We start from the raw sequence: 24,578 nt of genomic DNA, 5'->3' as shown, positions 1-24,578 counted from the left end.
GGGCCTGAATGGATGCCGCCAAGCCGGATCTGAACAATCCCAATCGCCCCGGCGTGCTGTCGCTGCATATCAAGGAGCGCAGCGCGCTGTTCGCCGCCTACATGCCTTTTTTGCGCAACGGCGGCATTTTCATTCCCACCAACAAGGAAATGCAGCTGGGCGAAGAGGTGTTCCTGCTGCTGACGCTGATGGAGGATCCCCAGCGCATCGCGGTGCAGGCCAAGGTGGTGTGGATCACGCCGGGCGGCGCCAACAACAGCCGGGTGCAGGGCGTCGGCGTGGAGTTCGTTTCCGGCGAGGCGGGCAAGCAGGCCAAGGACAAGATAGAGACGCTGCTGGGCGGCGTGCTCAACTCCAGCCGCCCCACCCATACCATGTGAGGTCCGGAAGGAGGACGTGATATCCTGTGAGCCGGATTCACGTTTTTCTGCCCACCGACCATGTTGATCGATTCCCACTGCCACATCAATTTTCCCGACCTCGCCGAGCGCATGCCCGATGTGCTGGCCAATATGCGCCAGAACCAGGTGACGCACGCCCTGGTGATCGGTGTCAGCCGCCCCAAGTACCCGCAGGTGCTGGCCCTGGCCGAGGCGCATCCCAATCTGTACGCCACCGTCGGCGTGCATCCGGATGACCCAGAGGCCGAGGAGTACAGCGAGGACGAGCTGGTCGAGCTGGCCGCCCATCCGCGCGTGGTCGGCATCGGCGAGACCGGCCTGGATTATCACTGGTGCAAGGGCGATCTTGGTTGGCAGCATCAGCGCTTCCGCACCCATATCCGCGCCGCCCGGCGCGTGGGCCTGCCGCTGGTGATCCATACCCGGGAGTCCGCTGAGGACACCATCCGCATCATGCGGGAAGAGCATGCCGAGCGATGCGGCGGCGTGATGCATTGCTTCACCGAGACCTGGGAAGTGGCCGAGGCCGCGCTGGCGCTGGGCTTCTACATCTCCTTCTCCGGCGTGGTGACCTTCAAGAACGCCAAGCAGGTGCAGGAGGTGGCGCAGAAGGTGCCGCTGGAGCGGATGCTGATCGAAACCGACTCGCCCTATCTCGCGCCGGTGCCGTTCCGCGGCAAGACCAACGAGCCGGCCTATGTGCGCCACGTGGCGGAGTTCATCGCCCAGCTGCGCGGCATCCCGTTCGAGGAGGTGGCGCAAGCCACCACGGACAATTTCTTCCGCCTGTTCGCCAAGGCGGCGGGCTGAAGCGGAGAAGGATATGCGGCTGCCCGCATTGGGTTTGATCGGATGCTTGATCGCGCTGCCGGCGCTGGCCAATTGCGTCAGCCTGGGCGGACGCAGCTACTGCGCGCCGCCGGGCGGCCAGGCAGTATTGCACCAGGGCCAGCCCTACTGCGGCGCCGGCGCCTGCGTGTCCGACGAATTCGGCAATCTGTTCTGCTCGCCGTATCCCGGCGGCGGCGTGGTCCGCGCCCGCGGCGGTTTTTACGCCGGGCCCGGCCTGTGCTTGCTGGGGCCGGACGGCGCGCCGAACTGCGCGGCGCAGCCGGGCGGCAGCTGCGTGATAGGCCCGGGCGGACAGCCGGTTTGCGAAGGCGGTTCCGTCGCCGTGCCCGCGGCGCGGGCGCAGCCGTGCCAGTGATCAAGCAAGGAGAGTCGTGAATACGCTAGAAGTCACCATCCTGGGTTGCGGCTCCAGCTCCGGCACGCCGGCGATAGGCTGCGGCTGCCCCACTTGCCGCTCGGACGACGTCCGCAACAAGCGTACTCGCGCCAGCGCCTATGTGCGGGTGGGAGAGCTCGGTTTCCTGATCGATACCGGGCCGGATCTGCGCCAGCAGGCGCTGCGCGAAGGCTTGAGCCGGCTGGACGCGGTGCTGTACACCCATCCGCACGCCGACCACCTGAACGGCATCGACGACCTGCGCGCCTTCTGTTACCTGAAGAAGGGGCCGATCTCGCTGTATGGCAACGACTTCACCATTTCCAACATCCGCGAGCGCTTCGGCTACGCGCTGCTGCCGCCGTCCAAAATGTGGGACAAGCCGGTGCTGTTGCCGGAAGTAGTCAGCGGCCCGTTCCAACACCAGGGCGTGGCGCTGACGCCCATTCCCTTGCTGCACGGCAGCTGGCCCTGTCTGGGCTGGCGCATCGGCGACGTGGCTTGGCTGACCGACCTGTCCCACATTCCCGACAGCAGCCTGCCATTGCTGGAAGGGCTGGAGCTGCTGTTCCTCGATTGTCTGAACCAGGATCCCTACCCATCCCACCTGTGCGTGGACCAGGCTTTCGAATGGGCGGGACGCATCGCCGCGCGCCGCACGGTGCTGATCCACATGACCCACAAGCTTGAATACCTCGATCTCAGCGAGCGCTGCCCGCCCGGCGTGGAGGTCGGTTTCGATGGCTGGCGCGCCGAAGTGGCCATGAAATGATGGTTGTCATGTTAAAAAACATGATTTTTTTCAATGGCTTGTGATATTTATTTTTTGAGCGGGATCTTCTGGTCCAGCACCGCCACCGCGGTGATCGCATTGTCCGGGCTGCCGTCCACCAGCTTGTCCGAGTAGGTGAGGTAGGTCAGCACATTGCGCTTGGCGTCGACGATGCGCACCACGCGCACGTGCTTGAACACGAAGGACGCGCCCTCCTTGAAAACTTGCTCTTGCGGCGGAATCGGCTTGCTGAAGCGGATCGCGCCCACCTGGCGGCAGGCGACGGAGAAGCGGGACGGATCCTTGGCCAATCCCATCGCGCCCTTGTAGCCCCCGGTCTTGGCGCGCGACACGTAGCAGGCGACGCCTTGCACCGAGGGATCGTCAAAGGCTTCCACCACCACCTTGTCGTTGGGACTGAGCAGCTTGAAGGTGGTGGACACTTCGCCCACCTCTTCGGCCAGGGCCGGCAGGGACAGGCAGGCGAGCAGCAGCAGGGCGGCTTGTTTCATCGGTTTTCTCCGGCGTGGGCCGGCCGCCTGGAGCGGCCGGACAGGGTCACAGGACGGGACGATTGTAGGCAAAGCCGTTCGCCGCCTCAATCTCCGGCGGCCCGTTCGCGGAAAGCCGCCATCTCGTCGGCGACGAAGTACTCTATCATCGTGCGGTAGACCGCCGCGGTCAGCGCGGGGTCCGCGCCCAGTTCGCCGGCCAGCCGCTCGACGCGGCGCATCACCTGGTCCACCCGCTTGCCGCCTTCCACTTCTTCGCGGCTGTGTTTGAACGCCGCCGCCTGGCGCACGTAAATGCCGCGCTCGGCGATCAGCGCCACCAGCGAGCGGTCGACGCGGTCTATCTGTTCCCTGACTTCAGCTAGGTCCTGGCATTGAAAAACGCTGTCCATACATGGTCTCCTTGAAAGCGCGGCATCGGCGCTTGCGCATGAGCGGCTGGCGAAGCCCTGAAGCCCGCCAGCCCGTGGCGCGTCAGTAGTAGTTGAGGCCCATCGCGGCCTTCACCTCGGCCAGCGTGCGGGCGGCCACGTCGCGGGCGCGGCGGGTGCCGGTCTTCAGCATTTCCAGCACGGCTGCGGGGTCCTGGGCGTAGCGTTCGCGGCGTTCGCGGATCGGCGCCAGCATCTCCTGCAGGCAGTCTTCCAGGTGCTTCTTGATCACGGTGTCGCCCAGGCCGCCGCGTTGGTATTGGGCTTTCAATTCCGCCACCAGCGCCTGGTCCGGATGGAAGGCGTCCAGATAGGTGAACACCACATTGCCTTCCACCTGGCCGGGGTCGGCCACCCGCAAGTGGTTCGGGTCGGTGTACATCATCTTCACAGCCTGGCGGATGTCGTCCGGCGTGGCCGACAGCGTGATGGTGTTGCCCAGTGATTTGGACATCTTGGCCTTGCCGTCTATGCCGGGCAGGCGGGAGCCCACCTCCGGCACCACGGCCCGGGTTTCCACCAGCACCGGCCGCTCGACGCTGGCGTTGAAGCGGCGGACGATTTCGTTGGTCTGTTCGATCATCGGGATCTGGTCTTCGCCGACCGGCACGATGGTGGCCTTGAAGGCGGTGATGTCGGCGGCCTGGGCGGCCGGGTAGGTGAGGAAGCCGGCCGGGATGTCGCGCTCGTAGCCGCGCTGCTTGATCTCGTCTTTGATGGTCGGGTTGCGCTCCAGCCGCGCCACCGTCACCAGATTGAGATAGTAGGACGCCAGCTCGGTCAGTTCCGGCACCAGGCTCTGGATGAAGATGGTGCTCTTGGCCGGATCGATGCCGACGGCCAGATAGTCCAGCGCCACCTGCAGCACGTTGTCGCGCACCTTCAGGTAGTTGCCCATATTGTCGGTCAGCGCCTGGGCGTCGGCCAGCAGCAGGAATTGTACGCAGCGGTTCTGCAGGATCACGCGGTTGCGCAGCGAACCCACGTAATGGCCCAGATGCAGCTGGCCGGTGGTGCGGTCGCCGGTGAGGATGATGTCTTGCGAGCTGATGTTGTCCAGATTCATTTCGATCTCCACTGTTGGAATGAGGAGACCGGCAGGGCGGACTGGGGGGAGGTGAGGCTAAAAACAAACCCGGTGCGCCTTGTCGGCAGCCTCCGGGTTTTTATTGCATATGCGTTCGCCGGCGCCGCCTAGGAGAGGCGCCACCACCAAAATCGGATTGCGAATGCGGGTGCGGTTTTCATTCCTTCATCAAAACACGGGGCCGCGCGCCGCGTCAAGCCCCTTGCGCTTCAGTGGCGCGAGCCGAGGTCATGGTCGGCGGCCGGGCCTTCCAGTTGGCGGGTCAGCTCGTCGCAGGCGACGATTTTGCCGTCGCGCAGCGTAATATGGGCCTGCACCTGGAAGCGGGCGGCGCTGCCGTCTTTTTTGGCGACATGCACCTGATGGTGGGTCAGCACGCAGTCGTCGTCCTGGGCGACGGCCAGGAAATGCACCGCCATTTTTTCCACGACTTCGCGCTGCATGCGCAGGTGGCTCTTGAAGCCGGCCAGATCCAGCTCGCGGCCGTCGACGCGCTGGCGGTAGCCGGGCGCCATGTAGCGGGCGATGCTGTCGTCGTCGACGCGGCCGGCTTCGATCAGCTCGGCGAACATGCCGCGGACGATGGCGAGGTTGTCGGGGGCTTGGAGGGAAGAGCTCATGGTGCAGTCTCCTGAGGTGGCGCGCCGCGCCGATGGTGGATGACGACACTGTAGGAGCTTTACGGTTTGATGCGTTAGCGGCAAAGTATCAAGTATTGTCTCAATCGGATCAATCATGGATACGGTCAATCTGCCGTTTCGCTGTCTGGCGGTGCAAGGGGTGTCGCGCGGCGGGGTCGCCAGCCATGTCCATGAGGTCGGCCAACTGATTTATCTGCGCCGCGGCGCGATGCTGTGCCAGAGCGAGACCATGCGCTGGCTGATGGCCGCGGGGCAGGTCGGCTGGATTCCCGCCGGCATGGCGCATAGCGCCGAACCGCTGGCGGAGCTGGATGGCGTGACGGCCTATGCCGACCGCGCCGCCTACCCGGATCTCCCCGCCGAGGCGAGAGTGGTGCCGGCCGGCGGCATGATGGGCCTGCTGCTGGAGAGGCAGTTGAGCTACGAGGCGGAGCCGTGGACCGGCCGCCGGCAACGGCTGGCCGGAGTGATCGTCGACGAGCTGCTGCAATTGGCTCCCTTGCCGCAGCAACTGCCATTGCCGGCCGAGCGCCGCTTGCGCGCGTTGTGCCGGCGGGTGTTGGCGGATCTGAGCCGGGGGTGGCTGCTGGACGAGCTGGCGGCCGCGCATGGGTTTTCCCGCGCCAGCCTGACGCGGGCGTTCGCCAGGGAAACCGGGGTGTCGTTCGGCAATTGGCTGGGACAGGCCAGGCTGCTGGAGGCTGTGCGCCTGCTCAGCGGCGGCGCGGCGGTGGGGGAGACCGCGTTACAGGTAGGGTATCAGTCCCTGAGCGCGTTTGGCGCGGCGTTCCGTCGCCATCTGGGTATGGCGCCGGGCGAATTCCAGCGTGCTCAGGCCCGCACTTGAGTCCAACGGGGCTGAGCGGGATTGCGCAGGACTGGGCGCGGCCTGCTGGCTGTTCAGCAGCCGGCGGAACAGCATTTCAGCCAGTTCGCGCTGGGCAGGCGTTTGTCCCTGGTTCGCGGCGGCGACGCCGTCGACCCGCCGCGGAGCGGGCTGCCGCAATGCCGCGATGGGCGATAGATTGGGATCGGGCAGATTCATGGCGCTCTCTTTGGCAATATTCACAATATTGGAGAGCGAATAGTTGCTATTGTTCTGCTTTTTTCAGGAAATTTACAAATAAACAATGGCATAGCGTCTGTCGACGCCTTGCCTGGATGGCATGGGTGTTCATGCCGGGAGCGAGATGACGATGGCGAGAGAGAGAACGGGCGGATTGGTGTATTCCACCGAGCATGGCCGGATGTGTCCGGAATGCGGGCAGCCCGAGGCCCAATGCCGCTGCAAGGCGCCGGCCGCGCCAGCCGGCGATGGCATTATCCGAGTGTTCAGGGAAACCAAGGGACGCGGCGGCAAGGCGGTGACAGTGGTGAAGGGGCTGCAGTTGACGGCCGACGAACTGGCCAAGGTGGGGAAGCAGCTGCGCGCGCGCTGCGGCAGCGGCGGCACGGTCAAGGACTGGACGCTGGAGATCCAGGGCGAGCACGTGGAGATCGTGATTTCCGAGCTGGCCAGGCTGGGCTTCAAGGCCAAGCGCGCGGGCGGTTAGGCGCCGCCCGCGCCGGGATCAGAACTTCCGGCCCAGCGAAGCCTTGTGCATGATGGTGGAAGCGATTTCCTCAATCGACTTGTGGGTGGTACTGATGAAGGGCACGCCGTGATGGCGGAACATCGATTCCGCCTCGTTCACCTCGCGGCGGCAGTTGTCCATGCTGGCGTACTTGGAATCCGGCCGGCGCTCCGAGCGAATGTGGTGCAGCCGGTTGGGATCGATGGTGAGGCCGAACATCTTGTCCTTGAACGGCAGCAGGATCTTGGGCAGGGTCGGGCTGCCCAGGTCTTCCGGCGTCAGCGGGTAGTTGGCGGCGCGGATGCCGTATTGCAGCGCCAGGTAGAGGCAGGTCGGCGTTTTGCCGGAGCGGGACACGCCCACCAGGATCACATCGGCTTCGTCCAGGTCTTTCAGCTTGACGCCGTCGTCGTGGTTCAGCGAGAAGTTCACCGCCTCGATCCGGTGATCGTATTTCTCCTCGTTGACCATGCCGTGGGCCTTGCCCACCGTCAGCGTCGCCTTTTGCCCGATCTCATCCTCCAAGCGGCCGATGAAGGTCTCGAAGAAGTCGATCAACACCACGTTTTCCAGCCGCAGCGCCTCGCGCACCTCCGGGTTGACGATGCTGGTGAAGACCAGCGGGCGCAGGTGGTCGCGTTCGGCGATTTCGCTGATCCGCTCGGCCAGCGCGCGCGCCTTTTCCACGGTGTCGACGAAAGGCACGGTCTCGCGCTGGAAGTCCAGCGCGTCGAACTGGGTCAGCAGCGTGTGGCCCAGCGATTCTGCGGTGATGCCGGTGCGGTCTGAAATGAAGAAGGCTGAACGGTGGTGCGACATGGATGACCCTGCGGATGGTGGATTTGCCTGCTGCAAAGTGTATACCGGCGCGGGCGGCGGCGATATGGCGTGAGCCAGTTCGTTTTCTTCATGTAATCATAAAATTACATGACAAATAACTATTACGAACAGTCATTTTCAAAACAACTGTTTGATTGTATTGATTTTGTCGACCATCCTGTCGCAAAAAGTCTTGTGCAGCGCAAAAGATGCTACGCAATTCGCACGTAATTCGGCTAGAATGCGGCCCATCGTCCCAATCCCAACACAGGAAGTGAAGTGATGGCAGACAACTACGTCATCTGGTTCGAGAAGCTGCGTATGACCGACGTGGAAGAGGTAGGCGGCAAGAACGCCTCCCTCGGTGAAATGATCAGTCAGCTGGCGGGTTCCGGCGTTCGTGTTCCCGGCGGCTTTGCCACCACCGCCCAGGCGTACCGGGATTTCCTGCAGCATAATGGCCTGGCCGACAAGATCAGCGCCGCGCTCGCCAAACTCGATATCGACGACGTCAGCGAACTGGCCCGGGTGGGCAAGGAAATCCGCCAGTGGATCATCGACACCCCGTTCCCGGCCAAACTGGATGCAGACATCAAGGAAGCCTGGGACAAGATGGTGGCCGACGCCGGCGGCGCCGACATCTCCGTAGCGGTCCGCTCTTCCGCCACCGCCGAAGACCTTCCCGATGCCTCGTTCGCAGGCCAGCAAGAAACCTTCCTGAATATCCGCGGCCTTGACAATGTCAAGGATGCGATGAAGCACGTTTTCGCCTCCCTCTACAACGACCGCGCCATCTCCTACCGCGTGCACAAGGGCTTCGCCCACGATGTGGTGGCCTTGTCCGCCGGCGTGCAGCGCATGGTGCGTTCCGATATGGGCGCGGCCGGCGTGATGTTCACCATCGACACCGAATCCGGTTTTGAAGACGTGGTGTTCATCACCGCCTCCTACGGCCTGGGCGAAACCGTGGTGCAGGGCGCCGTGAACCCGGACGAGTTCTACGTGCACAAGCCGACGCTGAAAGCCGGCCGCCCGGCAGTGCTGCGCAAGACCATGGGCTCCAAGCTGATCAAGATGGAGTTCACCGACGCCTCGCAAGCGGGCCGCTCGGTCAAGACCGTGGATGTGGAGCCGGCGCTGCGCAAAGAATTCTCGATCAACGACGCGGAAGTGGCCGAACTGGCCGAGTACGCGCTGATCATCGAAAAGCATTACGGCCGCCCGATGGACATCGAGTGGGGCCGCGACGGCGTGGACGGCAAGCTGTACATCCTGCAGGCGCGTCCGGAAACCGTTAAGTCGCAGGAAGACCGCAAGGACACCCTGCGTCGCTACCGCCTGAACAGCAAGTCCGAAATCCTGTGCGAAGGCCGCGCCATCGGCCAGAAGATCGGCCAGGGCACCGTGCGCACCATCCGCGACGCGTCCGAGATGGATCAGGTCAAACCCGGCGACGTGCTGGTGACCGACATGACCGACCCGGATTGGGAACCGGTGATGAAGCGCGCAGCCGCCATCGTCACTAACCGCGGCGGCCGCACCTGCCACGCGGCCATCATCGCGCGCGAATTGGGCATCCCGGCCGTGGTCGGCTGCGGCGACGCCACCCGCGTGCTGAAAGCCGGCATGCAGGTCACCGTGTCCTGCGCGGAGGGCGACACCGGCAACATCTACGACGGCCTGCTGGATGTGGAAATCATCGATCTGGAACTGGACAAGATGCCCAAGGCGCCGGTCAAGATCATGATGAACGTCGGCAACCCGGAACTGGCTTTCGACTTCGCCCAGCTGCCGAACGAAGGCGTGGGCCTGGCGCGGATGGAATTCGTCATCAACCGCCAGATCGGCATCCACCCGAAGGCGCTGCTGGAATTCGACAAGCTGAGCCCGGAGCTGAAGGAAACCATTTCCGACCGCATCGCCGGCTACGCAAGCCCGGTGGACTTCTACGTCGACAAGATCGCTGAAGGCGTGTCCACGCTGGCCGCGGCTTTCTATCCGAAGAAGGTCATCGTGCGCATGTCGGACTTCAAGTCCAACGAGTACGCCAACTTGATCGGCGGCCAGCTGTACGAGCCGCACGAAGAAAACCCGATGATCGGCTTCCGCGGTGCCGCCCGCTACGTGGCCGAATCGTTCCGCGATTGCTTCGAGCTGGAATGCCGCGCCATCAAGAAGGTGCGCGACGTGATGGGCCTGACCAACGTGGAAGTGATGATCCCCTTCGTCCGCACGCTGGCCGAAGCCGAGAAGGTGGTTGAGATCCTGGCTGAAAACGGCCTGAAGCGCGGCGAAAACGGCCTGCGCCTGATCATGATGTGCGAACTGCCGACCAACGCGGTGCTGGCGGAGAAATTCCTGCAGCACTTCGACGGCTTCTCGATCGGCTCCAACGACATGACCCAGCTGACGCTGGGCGTGGACCGCGATTCCGGCGGCCCGATCGCTTCCACCTTCGACGAGCGCAACGAGGCGGTGAAGGCGATGCTGCACATGTCGATCCAGGCTTGCCGCAAGCTGGGCAAGTACGTGGGCATCTGCGGCCAGGGCCCGTCCGACCATCCGGATTTCGCCAAGTGGCTGGTGGAAGAGGGCATCGAGACCGTGTCGCTGAACCCGGACACCGTGGTGGAAACCTGGCTGTACCTGGCCAAAGAACTGAACAGCTAAGGCTGCCAGTCATCCATCGGTGAATGAGAAACCGCCCGGAAACGGGCGGTTTTTCTTTATCTGCGGCCGGCGGGGCTCAGCGTCCGGCGCCGCCGTTCCGATTTAGCTGATCCTGGATCAGCTTGGCCTTTTCCAGCAGCCGCTCGGTGCCTTTTTCCCGCTCCGCATCCTGCTCCTGCCGCGCTTCCGCGGCCTCGCGCTCGGCAGCCATCGCTTGCTGCTCGCCTTCCTGCAGCAGCGCATCGATGGCGTCGAAATTGAAGAAGTCGCGGGTATTCGCCAGCCGTTCCGAGTAATGGACCACGTTGGCGGCGTCGGCCAGGATGATGGACGGCGAGGTGTAGCCGCTCAATGGGTATTCGGTGATCAGCACGCCGTAACGCTTGTGGAAATCGCGGCCGCGCAGCGTGGACAGCAGCGCGATATTGGGCAGGCCGTGCTCGTGCCGCGCGCGCGCCAGCGACGACGGCGAGTCGACGGTGATCACGATCAGCTTCAGATGGGGCCAACTGTCCAGAAAGCGCCGGGTTTCCCGCAACAGCAGCAGGCCGGCGTGCTCGTCCTCGTCGACCGACAACAGGGTGACGATCAGCTTCGGCGTGTGGGAAAAGCCCTCCAGCGGCGCGTCGCGCTTCTGGTCGTCCACCAGCATGAAGCTGGGCAAATAGCTGCCTTGGCGTGGGAAATCGCCGATGACGGGCAGCATTTCATCGCCGTATTGCACCCAAAAGTCTTCCATTTCCACTCCTCCTAGCATTTTCATCGTGGACGAGCGGACAGCGAAATCAAGAATTTCGTCCTAAATGAAACGAAAAACCCGCCTGGCGGCGGGTTGGCGGCAACGGACGCGGGCGCCTCAGGAAGTCTGCAGCGCCGGTTCCGGCGCGGCTTCCTGCCGGTTTCTGGGCGGGGCCGGCGGCTCGGCGCCCTCCAGCACCTGGCGCATCTTTTCCACGTCCAGAGCCTTTTCCCACTTGGCGATCACCACGGTGGCGACGCCGTTGCCGATCAGGTTGGTGATGGCGCGCGCTTCGGACATGAAGCGATCGATGCCGATCAACAGCGCCAGGCCTTCCACCGGCAGCTTGCCGCCCAGCGTCGCCAGCGTGGCCGCCAGCGTGATGAAGCCGCCGCCGGTCACTGCCGCCGCGCCCTTGGAGGTCAAGAGCAGCACGCCGATGATGGCCAGCTCCTCGCCCAGCGTCAGGTTCACATTGGTGGCCTGGGCGATGAAGATCGCCGCCATGGTCAGGTAGATGGAGGTGCCGTCCAGGTTGAACGAGTAGCCGGTGGGCACCACCATGCCCACCACCGGTTTGGAGCAACCCAGATTCTCCAGCTTCTTCATGATGCCCGGCAGCGCCGATTCGGACGAAGACGTGCCCAGCACCAGCAGGATCTCTTCCTTGATGTAGACCAGGAAACGCCACAGGCTGAAGCCGGAGAAGCGGGCGATGGTGCCCAGCACGATGAAAACGAAGGCGAAGCAGGTGAGATACACGCAGGCCATCAAAAAGCCCAGCTGCTTCAGCGAGCCGATGCCGTACTTGCCGATGGTGAAGGCCATCGCGCCGAAGGCGCCGATCGGGGCCAGCTTCATCAGCATATTGATCACGCCGAACAGCGCGTGGGAGAACTCGTCCAGGATGTGGACGATGTTCTTGCCGTTGTCGCCCATCTTGGTCAGCGCCAGGCCCAGCAGCACAGAGAAGGTCAGCACTTGCAGGATCTCGCCGCTGGCGAAAGCGCCGACGACGGTGTCCGGGATGATGTGCAGCAGGAAATCGACGGTGTTCATTTCCTTGGCGCCGGCGGTGTATTTGGCGATGTCCTTGGCGTGCAGCGTGTGCGGGTCGATGTTGAGGCCTGCGCCCGGTTGCAGCAGGTTGACCACGACCAGGCCGATCACCAGCGCCAGCGTGGTGACGGCTTCGAAGTAGAACAGCGCCTTGACGCCGACGCGGCCTACTTCCTTCATGTCGCCCATCTTGGCGATGCCGACCACGACGGTGGCGAAAATGATGGGGGCGATCATCATCTTGATCAACTTGATGAAGGCGTCGCCCAGCGGTTTCATCTTGGCGCCGAGGTCAGGCGCGAGGGCGCCGAGCGTGACGCCCAGCGCGATGGCGATCAGCACCTGGACGTACAGGCGCGAAAAGAAGGGGGTCTTGGTTTGCATGGTTCTCCCGACTGGCGTTGGTTGCTTCGGACGCGGACTCTTGGATGGTCCATTTGCATCCGATGCTAACAACAGCCATCAGCCGGGAGCATTGTCGATATCCCTATCGGGGATAACCCTGATGCCGTATCTGATTTGAATATTCAGTGCAGCTGCTTCAGATAGGACGCGAAGCCGCTGAGCAGCATCTCCACCGAGATGGCGGTCAGCACCAGACCCATCAGCCGCTCCAGCGCGGTGATGGCCTGCTCTCCCAGCAGCTTCTGCAGCTTGCCGGAAAACAGGAACACCACGGTGGTGACCAGCATGCAGATGGTCAGCGCGCCCATCCATTCCAGCATCCGGCCCGGCTCACGGGTGGACAGCAGGAGCACGGTGGCCATCGCCGACGGGCCGGCGATCAGCGGAATGGCGATCGGCACGATGAAAGGCTCGCCATGTAGCTTGTCGCCGCCGAACACGCTGCCTTCGCCGGGGAAGATCATCTTGATCGCGATCAGGAACAGGATCACGCCGCCGGCGATGCGCATCGATTCGTCGGTCAGGTGCATCAGTTCGAGGAAATTGCGGCCGAACAGCATGAAGATGGTCAGCACCAGGAAGGCGATCAGGCATTCGCGGTAGACCACGCGCTTGCGGCGCTCGGGCTTGACTTGCTTCAGCGCGGAGATGAACAACGGGATATTGCCCAGCGGGTCGGTGATCAGGATCAGCAGGATGGTGGCGGACAGAAACGAGGTTTGCATGGTTTGAGGCTTGGGTGGGTTCGGCCGCAATTATCTCATGCCGGCCGAATGGCGGCGAGCGGGGATGCGACTGGAAATTAATCGTTTTCGCGCTTTTTTGCGGCGAACGTCCGTAAAAATGCCGCCCGGCCATAGGCGGGGCGGCATGTTGCCGGAGTGTTGGCGCTTATTGCTCGCCGCCTTCGGATTCGATTTCGCTGTCGCCGGTGTCTTTCTGCTTGCGCGCGCTGCCTTCCACCATATTGATGACGAACAGGCGGCATTGCAGCGAGCCGTTGAACAGCGGCGTGCGGCGCTTCGGCGCCAGATGGATCAGCTTGCCCAGGCGCAGGTCGCCGCTGAACAGGCAGGCGGTCCAGCCGGCGAAGTGGGCCTTCAGCCAGTCGCCCAGCTCCGGGTACCAGGCCGCCAGCTGGTCCTGCTCTTCCAGCCGCACGCCGTAGGGCGGGTTGCTGACGATCAGGCCGTGCTCGGCGTGCGGACGGGTGTCGGCCACGTCGGCGGCCGCGACTTCGATCAGGTCGGCCAGACCGGCGCGCTCCAGGTTGGCGCGGGCGATGTTGATCATGGCCTGAGAGCGGTCGGAGCCGCGGATGGCCAGCGAAGCGGCAGGCTGCTCGGCCTTGCGCGCGTCCAGCTGCAGCTTTTCCCAGGCGGCGGAATCGAAGCTGGACAGCGCTTCGAAACCGAAGCCGCGGGCGCGGCCCGGCGCGCGGTTCAGCGCGATGTCGGCGGCTTCCACCAGGAAGGTGCCGCTGCCGCACATCGGGTCCAGCAGCGGCTGGCTGCCGTCATAGCCGGCCAGCAGCAGGATGCCGGCGGCCAGGTTTTCGCGCAGCGGCGCCTCGCCGGTTTCCTCGCGCCAGCCGCGCTTGAACAGCGGCTCGCCGCTGGTGTCCAGATAGATGGTCGCTTCGTCGGCGGTCAGGAACACGTTGACGCGGACGTCCGGGTGGCGGGTATCGACACTGGGGCGGCCCTGATGGGTCTGGCGGAAGCGGTCGCAGATAGCGTCCTTCACCGTCAGGCCGATGTAGTCCAGGCTCTTGACCCGAGCGGCGATGCCGTCGGCCTTCAGCTTGATGGTGCGCGACACGTCGAACCAGCGCGGCCAGTCCACGCTCATCGCCAGCCGGTAGATGTCCTGGTCAGCGTGGTAGCCGCCATGGGCCAGGCGCAGCAGCACGCGGCTGGCGGTGCGGCTGTGCAGGTTGACGGCCATCATCAGCCGCGCGTCGCCGGCGAATGCCACGCCGCCGTCAGTCGGCGCGATGTCGCCGGCGCCCAGCGCCAGCAATTCGTCGGCCAGGATCTGCTCCAGGCCGCGCGGGCAGGGGGCGAACAGCGACAGCCGGCTATCCAGGCGATTGGTGATCACGTTTTCGGCGCGGGGGGCCGGAGCGTGGCCGTGGCCGCCGTCATGCGGGCGTTGTTCGAAAGCGCGGCGTGGCTGGTCGACGCGATGGGTGTCGCCGAAGGTCTGAAAGCCGCGCGGACGATGCTCGTTCCTGTCGCCGCGCGGGTTGCGGTCTTCGCGCGGCTGCCACTGCGGCTTGTCGTCGCGGCGGGAGCGGTTGTCGCGCTCGCCGTCCTCGCGCTTGGAGAACAGCTTGCGCGGCGCGTCGCCGTCCTGGCGCGGGGCGCGGTCTTCGCGCGGCTGCCACTGCGGCTTGTCGTCGCGGCGGAAGCGGTTGTCGCGCTCGCCATCCTCGCGCTTGGAGAACAGTTTGCGCGGCGCGTCGCCGTCCTGGCGCGGGGCGCGGTCTTCGCGCGGCTGCCACTGCGGCTTGTCGTCGCGGCGGAAGCGGTTGTCGCGCTCGCCGTCCTCGCGCTTGGAGAACAGCTTGCGCGGCGCGTCGCCGTCCTGACGCGGGCCGCGGTCTTCGCGCGGTTGCCATTGCGGCTTGTCGTCGCGGCGGAAGCGGTTGTCGCGCTCGTCGTCCTCGCGCTTGGCGAACACCTTGCGCGGACCGTTGTCGCCATAGGGCGCGCGGTCCTCGCGGGCTTGCCACTGCGGCTTGTCATCGCGGCGGAAGTCGCCTTCTGCGCGCGGCTTGAATTCGCGCGGCGGGGCGTCTTCGGTATGCAACGGCTTGCGGCCGGACGGGCCGCGGTCGCGGCTGTAGCGCTTGTCCTGCGGCGCGCCGTCGCGGCGGAATTCGGAAGCGCGTTCCACGCCTTCCGGCAGCGGCTTGCGGCTGGACGGACCGCGGTCGCGGTCGTAGCGGCGCTCATGGCCGGCTTCCGGCTGGCGCTTGTCGAAACGGCGATCATCCTGGCGCGGCTGCCAGGCCGGCTTGTCGCCGTCGCGGTTGAAACGTTTCTGCTGGCCTTCGCCGCGCTCGTCCGAACGCTTGTCGAAACGGCGGTCGTCCTGACGCGGCTGCCAGGCGGGCTTGTCGCCGTCGCGGTTGAAGCGCTTTTGCTGGCCTTCGCCGCGGCCGTCAGGGCGCTTGTCGAAGCGGCGGTCGTCCTGGCGGGGCTGCCAGGCCGGCTTGTCGCCGTCGCGGTTGAAGCGTTTTTGCTGGCCTTCGCCGCGGTCGTCAGGGCGCTTGTCGAAACGGCGTTGTTCCTGGCCGGGCTTCCAGTCCGGTTTGCCCGGGCCGGGACGCTGGCCGGAGTAGGGCGCGCGCGGTTTGCCATCCTGAGGCTGCCGATCGGGGGCGCTCGGGTTTCCGCCTGCCGGCGAGTTGGCCGCGCGTTCGCGGCTGGTTTGATCGCGGCGCTGGCTGGCGCGTTGGCGGGAGCGGAAACTGGACATGAAACGACCTCGAATGGACAAGCTAAAATAAGTAATCCTTTAATTTTAACGTATTTGGCCGCCGCCTGCTTGGTGACGCTGCGGCTTTCCGCTACCATAACCGGTTCGATTGGATATTGGATTGCGATGTTGCACAGCAGTTTCGCCTCCCGGCTGGTGGCCTGGCAACGGCGGCACGGCCGCCACGACCTGCCCTGGCAAGTGAAGGACCCATACCGGGTATGGCTGTCGGAGATCATGCTGCAGCAGACTCAAGTGAAGAGCGTGCTCGATTATTATCCGCGCTTCCTGGCCCGTTTCCCGGACGTGGCGGCATTGGCCGCCGCGCCGGCGGACGATGTGCTGGCGCAGTGGAGCGGCCTGGGCTACTACAGCCGCGCGCGCAATCTGCACAAGGCGGCGCGGATGGTGATGGACGAGTTCGGCGGCGCGTTTCCGGCCGAGCGCGAGCAATTGGAGCGCTTGCCGGGCGTTGGACGATCCACCGCCGCGGCGATTTCGGCTTTCGCCTTCGGCAGGCGCGAAACCATCCTGGACGGCAATGTCAAACGCGTGCTGGCGCGCTGCTTCGGCATAGACGGTTTTCCCGGCGACAAGGCCATTGAGAAACGGATGTGGGCGCTGGCCGAGCAGATCCTGCCGGCCGACGCCGCCGACATCGGCCCCTATGTGCAGGGCCTGATGGACTTGGGCGCGACGGTATGCAGCCGCGGCAAGCCCGGCTGCGCCGCCTGTCCTATGGCGGACGGCTGCGCGGCGGCGCGCGAGGGCCGCACTGGGGAGCTGCCTACGCCGCGGCCGAAGAGGGCGGTGCCGACGCGCCACACGGCGATGCTGCTGGCGCGGCACGAAAACAAGGTATGGCTTGAGCGCCGGCCGCCGACCGGCATCTGGGGCGGGCTGTTGTCGCTGCCGGAGTTCGGCACCACGCTCGATATGGAAGGCTGGCTGAACGGCCGGGGCGATGGCGACATGCTGCCCGCCTGGCCGGAGCTGGAGCATGTATTCACCCATTTTCGCCTGATCATCACGCCGCAGCCGGTCCGGATCGACCGCCTGGCCGCGGCGGGAGTCGCCGAGGCCGATGGCCAGTGGCTGGAGATCGATCAGGCGGTGGACGCCGGCGTGCCGGCGCCGGTGCGCCGATTGCTGCTGAGGCTGGCGGCGCATGATTGAAAGAGGGCAGGCTAGCCCTGTCCGCGTGGCCAATCCGCTGGCTGGGCGCGCCCGGCCGCGGTTTTGAGACGGCGAGTCCGTCCAGATAGAACTGATATGGTTTCCGTAGTCCGCACCGTTGCCGATACCCTGGCCGACGCCGCCGACCCGGCGCGCTGGCTGGAGCGCATGTCCGCCGTCTTTCCCCATGAGGAAGGCGCGCTGCTGGCGCGCGCCTTCCACGCCGCGCGGGAGCTGTACGCCGGCAAGACCGTCCCTTCCACCGGGGAAGACTTGTTCACCCACGCGGTGGCCGCCGCCGCGGTCGTCGCCGATCTGAATCTGCTGCCCGACGCCATCGTCGCCACGCTGTTGTTCTCGGCGCCGGACTACCAGCCGGAATGGCAGGCCTGGCTGGCCGAGGCCTTCAACCCGACTGTGGCGATGCTGGTGGACGGCGTCGGCGGCGTGCGTCGCATCACCGAGTTCGCCCGCATCGACAGGATGGCCACGCCGGAAGACTGCGCGCGCCAGGCCGAGACCATGCGCAAGATGCTGCTGGCGATGGTGGCGGACATCCGCGTGGTGCTGATCAAGCTGGCCTGGCGCACCCAGACCATGCACTACCTGGCCAACGTGCCGGACGAGGCGGTGCGCCGCCGCATCGCCGGCGAGACGCTGGAGCTGTTCGCGCCGCTGGCCAATCGCCTGGGCGTCTGGCAGATCAAGTGGGAGCTGGAGGATCTGGGCCTCAGGCACACCGAGCCGGACACCTACAAGAAGATCGCCAAGCTGCTGGACGAGCGCCGGCTGGAGCGCATCGACTACATCGAGCGGGTGCTGGACGTCCTGCGCGAGGAGTTGAAGAAGGCCGGGGTCCGGGCCGAGGTGGCCGGCCGGCCCAAGCACATCTATTCCATCTGGAAGAAGATGAAAAAGAAAAAGCTCGATTTCACCGAGCTTTACGACATCCGCGCGGTACGCATCCTGGTGGACAAACTGCCGGATTGCTACACCGCGCTCGGCATCATCCACGGCATGTGGCAGCCGATCCGCGGCGAGTTCGACGACTACATCTCCCATCCCAAGGCCAACAATTACCGCAGCCTGCACACCGCGGTGGTCGGTCCGGAGGACAAGGCGCTGGAGGTGCAGATCCGCACCTTCGAGATGCACGAGCACGCTGAGTTCGGCGTCGCCGCTCACTGGCGCTACAAGGAAGGCGGCAAGGGCGACGCGGCTTACGAGGAAAAGATTTCCTGGCTGCGCCAGCTGCTGGATTGGCGCGAGGAAATGTCCGACCGCGAAGGCCTGGCCGAGGCGTTCAAGACCGAGCTGTTCGCCGACACCATCTACGTGCTGACGCCGCAGGGCAAGGTGTTGGCGCTGCCGCAGGGCGCGACGCCGATCGATTTCGCCTACGCCATCCACTCCGGGCTGGGCAACCGTTGCCGCGGCGCCAAGGTGGAGGGGCAGATCGTGCCGCTGTCCACGCCGCTGCAGAACGGCCAGCGAGTGGAAGTGCTGGTGGCCAAGGAAGGTGGCCCGTCGGTCAACTGGCTGCACGACGGCTGGGTGAAGAGCCACCGCGCCATCTCCAAGATCCGCCAGTACATCCGGCTGCAGAACGCCGACACCGTGCGCGAGACCGGCAAGGCGCTGTTCGAGCGCGAGCTGGCGCGGCGGCCGCATATCCAGCCCAATCTGCAGCAACTGGCGGAAAAGCTGGGCTACGACAAGCTGGACGAAGTCTACGGCGCGCTGGGGCACGGCGAGCTGACGATACGCGCGGTCAGCAACGCGATCACCAGCTTCGCGCCGCCGCCGGCGGTGGAGGTGCAGCCGGAAAGCCTGATCCGCGCCAGCAAGGGCGGCCATGACGCCGGCGGCGTGCTGATCGAGGGCGTGGACAATCTGATGACGGTGCTGGCCAAGTGCTGCAAGCCGGCGCCGCCCGACCAGGTGATGGGCTTCGTTACCAAGGGCCGCGGCATCTCCATCCACCGCAGCAGCTGCCTGACCTTGAAAAAACTGTCGCAGGAAGTGCCGGAACGGCTGATCGCCGCCGAGTGGGGCGAACAGAAGAACAGCGTGTTCCCGATCGACATCGAGGTGATGTCGCAGGACCGGCCGGGCCTGCTGCGCGACATCTCCGACGTGCTGTCGCGCGAGAAGCTGAACCTGATCGGCGTCAATACCCTGTCGCGCGACCTGAAGAGCCGCTTGCGGCTGACGGTGGAAGTGCGCCAGGTGCAGGACATCAGCCGCGTGCTGTCGCGCCTGATGGAACTGTCCGGCGTGCAGGAGGCGCGCCGGGTCTGAGCGGTAACGGAGAAGCCGGCTGGAATGCCCGCGGGACGGGCGTTGCGGCCGGTTTCGCTTTTGGCGCGGGCGCGTGGCCGGCGCCGGACGGTTTGCGTTTAAGCAAGTCGCATCGATTCGCAATTTGCTTTCATGTGAAGAAATTTTCATAATCGTGGGCATTGCCCTGGGTAAACCGCCGTCATGCGGTTTGCGCCTTTTGGACGCATACGAGAGAGATCGATATGTCTGCACTGATTGAAGCCGCGCGCCGCGCGCTGTCCTTGATGGACCTGACCACCCTCAACGATGACGACACCGACGAGAAGGTGGCCGCGCTGTGCCGCAAGGCCAAGAGCCCGGACGGCACCGTGGCGGCGGTATGCGTGTACCCGCGCTTCGTGCCCATCGCCAAGAAGACGCTGCGCGAAGCGGGTTGTCCGGAAGTGCAGGTGGCCACCGTCACCAACTTCCCTCACGGCAATGACGACATCTCGATCGCGGTGGCTGAAACCCGCGCCGCCATCGCCTACGGCGCCGACGAAGTGGACGTTGTGTTCCCGTACCGCGCGCTGATGGCCGGCAACCGCGACATCGGCTTCGAGCTGGTCAAGGCCTGCAAGGAAGCCTGCGGCGGCAAGCTGCTGAAGGTGATCATCGAGAGCGGCGAGCTGAGGGATGCGGCGCTGATCCGCGCCGCCAGCGAGATTTCCATCCGCGCCGGGGCGGACTTCATCAAGACCTCCACCGGCAAGGTGCCGGTCAACGCCACGCTGGCGGCGGCCGAAACCATGCTGGCCGTGATCAAGGAGCTGGGCGGCGAATGCGGCTTCAAGGCCGCCGGCGGCGTGAAGAGCGCCACCGAGGCAGCCGAATATCTGGCTCTGGCCGCGCGCCTGCTGGGCGAGGGCTGGGTAAGCGCCCGCCATTTCCGCTTCGGCGCGTCTAGCCTGTTGGCCAATCTGCAGATCGAGATCGCCGGCGGCGTCGCCAAGCCGACTTCCGGCTACTGATCCATTCAAGAATTCGCGGGGTTACCGCACTCTGGCCGGGCGATTTCCCGGCCGCACCGCCCATTGCCGTTCCGTGTTTCAGCGCAATGGGTTTCAGGCAGGAGAATGCCATGTTTTTGCCGCAGGAAATCATCCGCAAGAAACGCGACAACCTGACTTTGTCGCAACAGGACATCCAGCAATTCGTCGCCGGCATCACCGACAACAGCGTCGCCGACAGCCAGATCGCCGCCTTGGCGATGGCCATCTACTTCAACGGCATGGAGCTGGACGAGAACGTCCACCTGGCGCTGGCGATGCGCGATTCCGGCCGCCGCATGCACTGGAAAGATCTGAACCTGCCGGGCCCCATCGTGGACAAGCATTCCACCGGCGGCGTCGGCGACGTGGTGTCGCTGATGCTCGGGCCGATGGTCGCCGCTTGCGGCGGCTTCGTGCCGATGATTTCCGGCCGTGGCCTGGGCCACACCGGCGGCACGCTGGACAAGCTGTCCGCGGTGCCCGGCTATAACCCGTTTCCGGAGCCGGAGCTGTTCCGCAAGGTGGTGAAGGACGTCGGCGTGGCCATCATCGGCCAGACGTCCGACCTGGCGCCGGCCGACCGCCGCTTCTACGCCACCCGCGACGTCACCGCCACGGTTGAGTCGATCGCATTGATCACCGCGTCCATCTTGTCCAAGAAGCTGGCGGCGGGGCTCGACGTGCTGGTGATGGACGTGAAGGCCGGCAGCGGCGCCTTCATGCCGACGATGCAGAAGTCCATCGAGTTGGCTGAGCGCATCGTCAAGGTGGGCAACGGCGCCGGCGTGGCCACCACCGCGCTGATCACAGAAATGAGCCAGCCGCTGGCCTCCACCGCCGGCAACAGCATCGAAACCCGCGAGGCGGTGCGCTACCTGAAGGGCGACGAGCGCAATCCGCGCCTGCACGAAGTGACGATGGCGCTATGCGCGCAGATGCTGATCGGCGGCAAGCTGGCCAGCGACGAGGCCGACGCCCGCGCCAAGCTGCAGGCAGGTCTGGATTCCGGCCGCGCCGCAGAGATTTTCGGGCGCATGGTGACCGCGCTGGGCGGTCCGGCCGACTTCATGGAAAACTACGACCGCCATCTGGTGCCGGCGCCCATCGTGCGCCCGGTGTACGCCGACCGCTCAGGCTACGTCGGCGCGATGGACACCCGCGGCATCGGCATGGCGGTGTGCGCGTTGGGCGGCGGACGCCGTCTGGCCACCGACGTGCTGGATTTCCGCGTAGGACTGTCGCAGTTCGTCGAACTGGGCCAGAATATCGGCAAAGACACACCGCTGATGATGATCCACGCCGCCGACGAGGCGAGCTTCGAAGACGCGGCGCGCCGCGTCAAGGCCGCCATCCGCGTTGACGAAGCCGCGCCGTCCGAGCTGCCGCTGGTTTATCAGATCATCCGCGGCGAATAAGGCCGGGGAGGCATCATGAAACGCGCAATCATTCTGATACTGGACTCGCTGGGCATCGGCGCGGCGGCCGATGCGCCGGCGTTCGGCGACGCCGGCAGCAACACGCTGGGCCACATCGCGATGGAGGCGGCCGCCGGCCGCGCCAACGTCGGCCGCAGCGGCCCGCTTAAGCTGCCCAATCTGTCCAAGATGGGCCTGGGCCACGCCTGCCGGCTGTCGTCCGGCTATTTCCCGGAAGGCATGGACCCGGCCGATCCGGTAGCCGCCTACGGCTACGCCCGCGAAATCTCCAGCGGCAAGGACACCCCGTCCGGCCACTGGGAGATCGCCGGCGTGCCGGTGCTGTTCGACTGGGGCTATTTCAGCGACCACGACAACAGCTTCCCGCAGGAGCTGCTGGACGCCATCGTCGAGAAGGCCGGCCTGCCGGGCTTCCTGGGCAACTGCCATGCTTCCGGCACCGAGATTCTGGACCGTCTGGGCGAGGAGCACATGAAGACCGGCAAGCCGATCTTCTATACTTCGGCCGACTCGGTGTTCCAGATCGCCTGCCATGAAGAGACCTATGGCCTCGACAAGCTGTACGAGCTGTGCAAGATCACCCGCGAGCTGCTGGAGCCGTACAATATCGGCCGCGTGATCGCCCGGCCTTTCGTGGGCGAAGGCAAGGGCAAGTTCGCCCGCACCGGCAACCGCAAGGACCTGGCGGTGGAGCCGCCGGCGGCCACCGTGCTGAAGAAACTGGCCGACGCCGGCGGCGACGTGGTGTCGATCGGCAAGATTGCCGACATCTACGCCCACGTCGGCATCACCCACAAGCACAAGGCCACCGGCTTCGACCAATTGTGGGACGCCACGCTGACGGCGATGGACCAGCATCAGGACAAGCCGGCCATCATCATGGCCAACTTCGTCGATTTCGACTCTAGCTACGGCCATCGCCGCAACACCGCCGGCTACGCCGCGGCGCTGGAGGAGTTTGACGCGCGTCTGCCCGAGGTGATGGCCGCGATGGGCGACGACGACATCCTGATCCTGTCCGCCGATCACGGCTGCGACCCCACCTGGCCCGGCACAGACCACACCCGTGAGCACATCCCGGTGCTGTGCTATGGCAAGAAGGTGAAGGCCGGTCCGATAGGCGAGCGCGCCACTTTTGCCGACATCGGCCAGAGCGTGGCCAGCCATCTGGGCCTGCCCGATATGGATTACGGCACGTCCTTCCTGGACTGACGCCGCCACCCGGGCCGCCGCGCGCGGCCCGGCGCCATTTTTCCCCATCCGCGCAAGCGCGACGGGAGCAGAATCATTTAGAGGAGACCTTGAATGGCAACCCCGCATATCAACGCCAAAGACGGCGCCTTCGCCGAAACCGTACTGATGCCTGGCGACCCGCTGCGCGCCCAGCTGATCGCCGAGACCTTCCTGGAAGGCGCGGAGCTGGTCACCAACGTGCGCAACGTGCTCGGCTACACTGGCACCTACAAGGGCAAGCGCCTGTCGGTGATGGCCCACGGCATGGGCATTCCGTCCGCCAGCATCTACACCACCGAGCTGGTCAAGGACTACGGCGTCAAGAACATCATCCGCATCGGCTCCTGCGGCGCGGTGACGCCTGACATCAAGCTGCGCGAGCTGTTCGTCGCCATGGGCGCGTCCACCGACAGCAAGGTCAACCGCATGCGCTTCAACGACCATGATTACGCCGCCATCGCCGATTACACGCTGCTGCGCACCGTGGTGGACACCGCCGCCGAGCAGGGCAAGTCGATCACCGTCGGCAACGTGTTCTCCGCCGATCTGTTCTACGGCGTGCAGCCGAACATGCTGGACGTGCTGTCCAAGATGCAGGTCAACGTGATCGAGATGGAGCTGGCAGGCATCTACAGCGTGGCCGCGCAGTACGGCGCGCGCGCTGTCGGTATCCTGACCGTGTCCGACATTATCCCGACCGGCGAGGCCACCAGCGCCGAAGAGCGCCAGACCTCGTTCCGCGACATGATGGAAGTGGCGCTGGACGCAGCGATCAAGCTGTAAGCCACTGATATCCATGATTAAACGGGCGCCGGATGGCGTCCGTTTTCGCATTGCGGAACGGAGTGTGGCATGCGCGCACATCGTTTATCGTGCAGTGCACAAAAAATGCTTGCCTAATCCAGATGGGATACCGATAATCGGTATTGCATCAGGGCGTTGCGCACTGTGGCGTTCCTGGTGTTGTCTCCTCCATCCTCCTTCTTTAGGTGGAACTTGGCGCAACACGCTTGAGCGTTGCGCTTTTTTTTTGCCGCCGTTTTTCGCCCGGATTCCACCGTTTCCCGCCTGCTGGAAATCTGTTGTGTCACAAGGGTTTGACAGCTACCCGGCCACTGCACTAGAATCCGTAACTTTCAAGAATTACGATGGAAGAGTTCCATGAAGACCTTTTCTGCCAAGGCGCATGAGGTAAAGCGCGAATGGTACGTGGTCGACGCCGCCGATAAGGTGCTGGGTCGCCTGGCTGCCGAAATCGCCCGCCGTCTGCGTGGCAAACACAAGCCGGAATTCACCCCGCACGTTGACACTGGCGATTTCATCGTCGTAGTGAACGTCGACAAGCTGCGCGTGACCGGTACCAAGGCACAAGACAAGAAGTACTACCGTCACTCTGGTTACCCGGGCGGCATCTACGAACGCACCTTCACCGAACTGCAAAACCAGTTCCCGGAGCGCGTTCTGGAAAAGGCCGTGAAAGGCATGCTGCCGAAGGGTCCGCTGGGCTACGCCATGATCAAGAAGCTCAAGGTATACGCCGGCGCTGAGCACCCGCACGTCGCCCAACAGCCCAAAGTGCTGGAAATCTGATTTTA

General features: G+C 64.8%; 23 protein-coding genes. 14 read left to right on the top strand and 9 right to left on the bottom strand.

All coding sequences use genetic code 11. The annotated features are described in order from the left end of the window. The first annotated feature begins 8 nt into the window (after window positions 1-8). From LQR33_RS15350 to LQR33_RS15335, 4 genes are read left to right on the top strand one after another with little or no spacing between them, the layout of a single operon-like run. Entirely contained in the window at window positions 9-380 is a 372-nt protein-coding gene (locus LQR33_RS15350; RefSeq protein ID WP_021478797.1) for a PilZ domain-containing protein, read from the top strand. A 60-nt stretch (window positions 381-440) separates the two neighbouring features. Further along, complete coding sequence (locus LQR33_RS15345) at window positions 441-1,211, top strand: TatD family hydrolase (RefSeq protein ID WP_231469591.1); 771 nt, start codon at window positions 441-443, stop codon at window positions 1,209-1,211. A gap of 13 nt (window positions 1,212-1,224) precedes the next feature. After that, the gene (locus tag LQR33_RS15340; RefSeq protein ID WP_231469589.1) at window positions 1,225-1,608 is read left to right on the top strand and encodes a hypothetical protein; all 384 of its coding nucleotides are present in this window, start codon (window positions 1,225-1,227) and stop codon (window positions 1,606-1,608) included. 16 nt (window positions 1,609-1,624) lie between these two features. Then, on the top strand, window positions 1,625-2,401 hold the full coding sequence (locus LQR33_RS15335) for an MBL fold metallo-hydrolase (protein ID WP_221665400.1): 777 nt from the start codon (window positions 1,625-1,627) through the stop codon (window positions 2,399-2,401). A 47-nt stretch (window positions 2,402-2,448) separates the two neighbouring features. Here the strand turns inward: LQR33_RS15335 and LQR33_RS15330 are convergent, their stop codons facing one another. The 4 genes from LQR33_RS15330 to LQR33_RS15315 all read right to left on the bottom strand — a co-directional run bounded on the left by LQR33_RS15330 (window position 2,449) and on the right by LQR33_RS15315 (window position 5,051). Continuing rightward, window positions 2,449-2,913: a CreA family protein gene (locus LQR33_RS15330; RefSeq protein ID WP_166439670.1), complete on the bottom strand. Its 465-nt coding sequence runs from the start codon at window positions 2,911-2,913 to the stop codon at window positions 2,449-2,451. 86 nt (window positions 2,914-2,999) lie between these two features. Then, window positions 3,000-3,305, bottom strand: a complete 306-nt coding sequence (locus tag LQR33_RS15325; protein ID WP_104945226.1) for a chorismate mutase — start codon at window positions 3,303-3,305, stop codon at window positions 3,000-3,002. 82 nt (window positions 3,306-3,387) lie between these two features. Continuing rightward, on the bottom strand, window positions 3,388-4,410 hold the full coding sequence (gene trpS / locus LQR33_RS15320; protein ID WP_166439669.1) for a tryptophan--tRNA ligase: 1,023 nt from the start codon (window positions 4,408-4,410) through the stop codon (window positions 3,388-3,390). A gap of 230 nt (window positions 4,411-4,640) precedes the next feature. Continuing rightward, a complete protein-coding gene (locus LQR33_RS15315) occupies window positions 4,641-5,051 on the bottom strand; it encodes a nuclear transport factor 2 family protein (protein WP_221668370.1) in 411 nt (136 codons plus the stop codon). Window positions 5,052-5,166: 115 nt separating this feature from the next. Here LQR33_RS15315 and LQR33_RS15310 point away from each other — a divergent pair, with 115 nt between their 5' ends. Together LQR33_RS15310 and LQR33_RS15305 are read left to right on the top strand one after the other, a co-directional pair. Next, window positions 5,167-5,919 (top strand): AraC family transcriptional regulator, encoded by a 753-nt coding sequence (locus tag LQR33_RS15310; RefSeq protein WP_231469588.1) that lies wholly within the window; start codon window positions 5,167-5,169, stop codon window positions 5,917-5,919. 349 nt (window positions 5,920-6,268) lie between these two features. After that, window positions 6,269-6,625 (top strand): translation initiation factor Sui1, encoded by a 357-nt coding sequence (locus tag LQR33_RS15305; RefSeq protein ID WP_166439666.1) that lies wholly within the window; start codon window positions 6,269-6,271, stop codon window positions 6,623-6,625. A gap of 18 nt (window positions 6,626-6,643) precedes the next feature. On the opposite strand, the gene ppsR is transcribed toward LQR33_RS15305, so the two are convergent. Continuing rightward, complete coding sequence (gene ppsR, locus LQR33_RS15300; RefSeq protein WP_021478807.1) at window positions 6,644-7,465, bottom strand: posphoenolpyruvate synthetase regulatory kinase/phosphorylase PpsR; 822 nt, start codon at window positions 7,463-7,465, stop codon at window positions 6,644-6,646. A 282-nt stretch (window positions 7,466-7,747) separates the two neighbouring features. On the opposite strand from ppsR, the gene ppsA reads away from it, so the two are divergent. Further along, on the top strand, window positions 7,748-10,135 hold the full coding sequence (gene ppsA, locus LQR33_RS15295) for a phosphoenolpyruvate synthase (protein WP_070979606.1): 2,388 nt from the start codon (window positions 7,748-7,750) through the stop codon (window positions 10,133-10,135). A gap of 76 nt (window positions 10,136-10,211) precedes the next feature. Here ppsA and LQR33_RS15290 read toward each other — a convergent pair whose 3' ends face one another. The 4 genes from LQR33_RS15290 to LQR33_RS24335 form a co-directional block, all read right to left on the bottom strand. Continuing rightward, the gene (locus LQR33_RS15290; protein WP_166439665.1) at window positions 10,212-10,874 is read right to left on the bottom strand and encodes a redoxin family protein; all 663 of its coding nucleotides are present in this window, start codon (window positions 10,872-10,874) and stop codon (window positions 10,212-10,214) included. Window positions 10,875-10,991: 117 nt separating this feature from the next. Continuing rightward, the gene (locus LQR33_RS15285) at window positions 10,992-12,317 is read right to left on the bottom strand and encodes a dicarboxylate/amino acid:cation symporter (protein ID WP_221665398.1); all 1,326 of its coding nucleotides are present in this window, start codon (window positions 12,315-12,317) and stop codon (window positions 10,992-10,994) included. Window positions 12,318-12,460: 143 nt separating this feature from the next. Next, the gene (locus LQR33_RS15280) at window positions 12,461-13,063 is read right to left on the bottom strand and encodes a MarC family protein (protein WP_021478811.1); all 603 of its coding nucleotides are present in this window, start codon (window positions 13,061-13,063) and stop codon (window positions 12,461-12,463) included. Window positions 13,064-13,229: 166 nt separating this feature from the next. Further along, window positions 13,230-15,824: a THUMP domain-containing protein gene (locus LQR33_RS24335; protein ID WP_331282867.1), complete on the bottom strand. Its 2,595-nt coding sequence runs from the start codon at window positions 15,822-15,824 to the stop codon at window positions 13,230-13,232. Between the two features lie 129 nt (window positions 15,825-15,953). Between LQR33_RS24335 and mutY the strand changes: the two genes are divergently transcribed. From mutY to rplM, 7 genes are all read left to right on the top strand, one after another. After that, window positions 15,954-17,000 (top strand): A/G-specific adenine glycosylase, encoded by a 1,047-nt coding sequence (mutY, locus tag LQR33_RS15270; protein WP_231469642.1) that lies wholly within the window; start codon window positions 15,954-15,956, stop codon window positions 16,998-17,000. 96 nt (window positions 17,001-17,096) lie between these two features. Then, window positions 17,097-19,301, top strand: coding sequence for a RelA/SpoT family protein (locus LQR33_RS15265; RefSeq protein WP_231177296.1), 2,205 nt, complete (start codon window positions 17,097-17,099; stop codon window positions 19,299-19,301). 224 nt (window positions 19,302-19,525) lie between these two features. Then, window positions 19,526-20,293 carry a deoxyribose-phosphate aldolase gene (gene deoC, locus LQR33_RS15260; RefSeq protein ID WP_231177294.1) on the top strand — a complete coding sequence of 256 codons (768 nt, stop codon included), beginning with the start codon at window positions 19,526-19,528 and terminating at the stop codon, window positions 20,291-20,293. Between the two features lie 110 nt (window positions 20,294-20,403). Next, window positions 20,404-21,729, top strand: a complete 1,326-nt coding sequence (gene deoA / locus LQR33_RS15255) for a thymidine phosphorylase (protein ID WP_231469585.1) — start codon at window positions 20,404-20,406, stop codon at window positions 21,727-21,729. A 15-nt stretch (window positions 21,730-21,744) separates the two neighbouring features. Beyond that, window positions 21,745-22,962, top strand: coding sequence for a phosphopentomutase (locus LQR33_RS15250; protein WP_221668366.1), 1,218 nt, complete (start codon window positions 21,745-21,747; stop codon window positions 22,960-22,962). A gap of 93 nt (window positions 22,963-23,055) precedes the next feature. Then, a complete protein-coding gene (deoD, locus tag LQR33_RS15245; RefSeq protein WP_166439658.1) occupies window positions 23,056-23,766 on the top strand; it encodes a purine-nucleoside phosphorylase in 711 nt (236 codons plus the stop codon). A 378-nt stretch (window positions 23,767-24,144) separates the two neighbouring features. After that, window positions 24,145-24,573 carry a 50S ribosomal protein L13 gene (rplM, locus tag LQR33_RS15240; RefSeq protein WP_021475775.1) on the top strand — a complete coding sequence of 143 codons (429 nt, stop codon included), beginning with the start codon at window positions 24,145-24,147 and terminating at the stop codon, window positions 24,571-24,573. Window positions 24,574-24,578 lie beyond the last annotated feature (5 nt).

The sequence above is a fragment of the Chromobacterium piscinae genome (genome assembly GCF_021129175.1).
GTDB lineage: Bacteria > Pseudomonadota > Gammaproteobacteria > Burkholderiales > Chromobacteriaceae > Chromobacterium > Chromobacterium piscinae.
The sequence above is the reverse complement of the archived record's forward strand: the minus strand, read 5'-3'. Positions and strand labels throughout refer to the sequence as shown.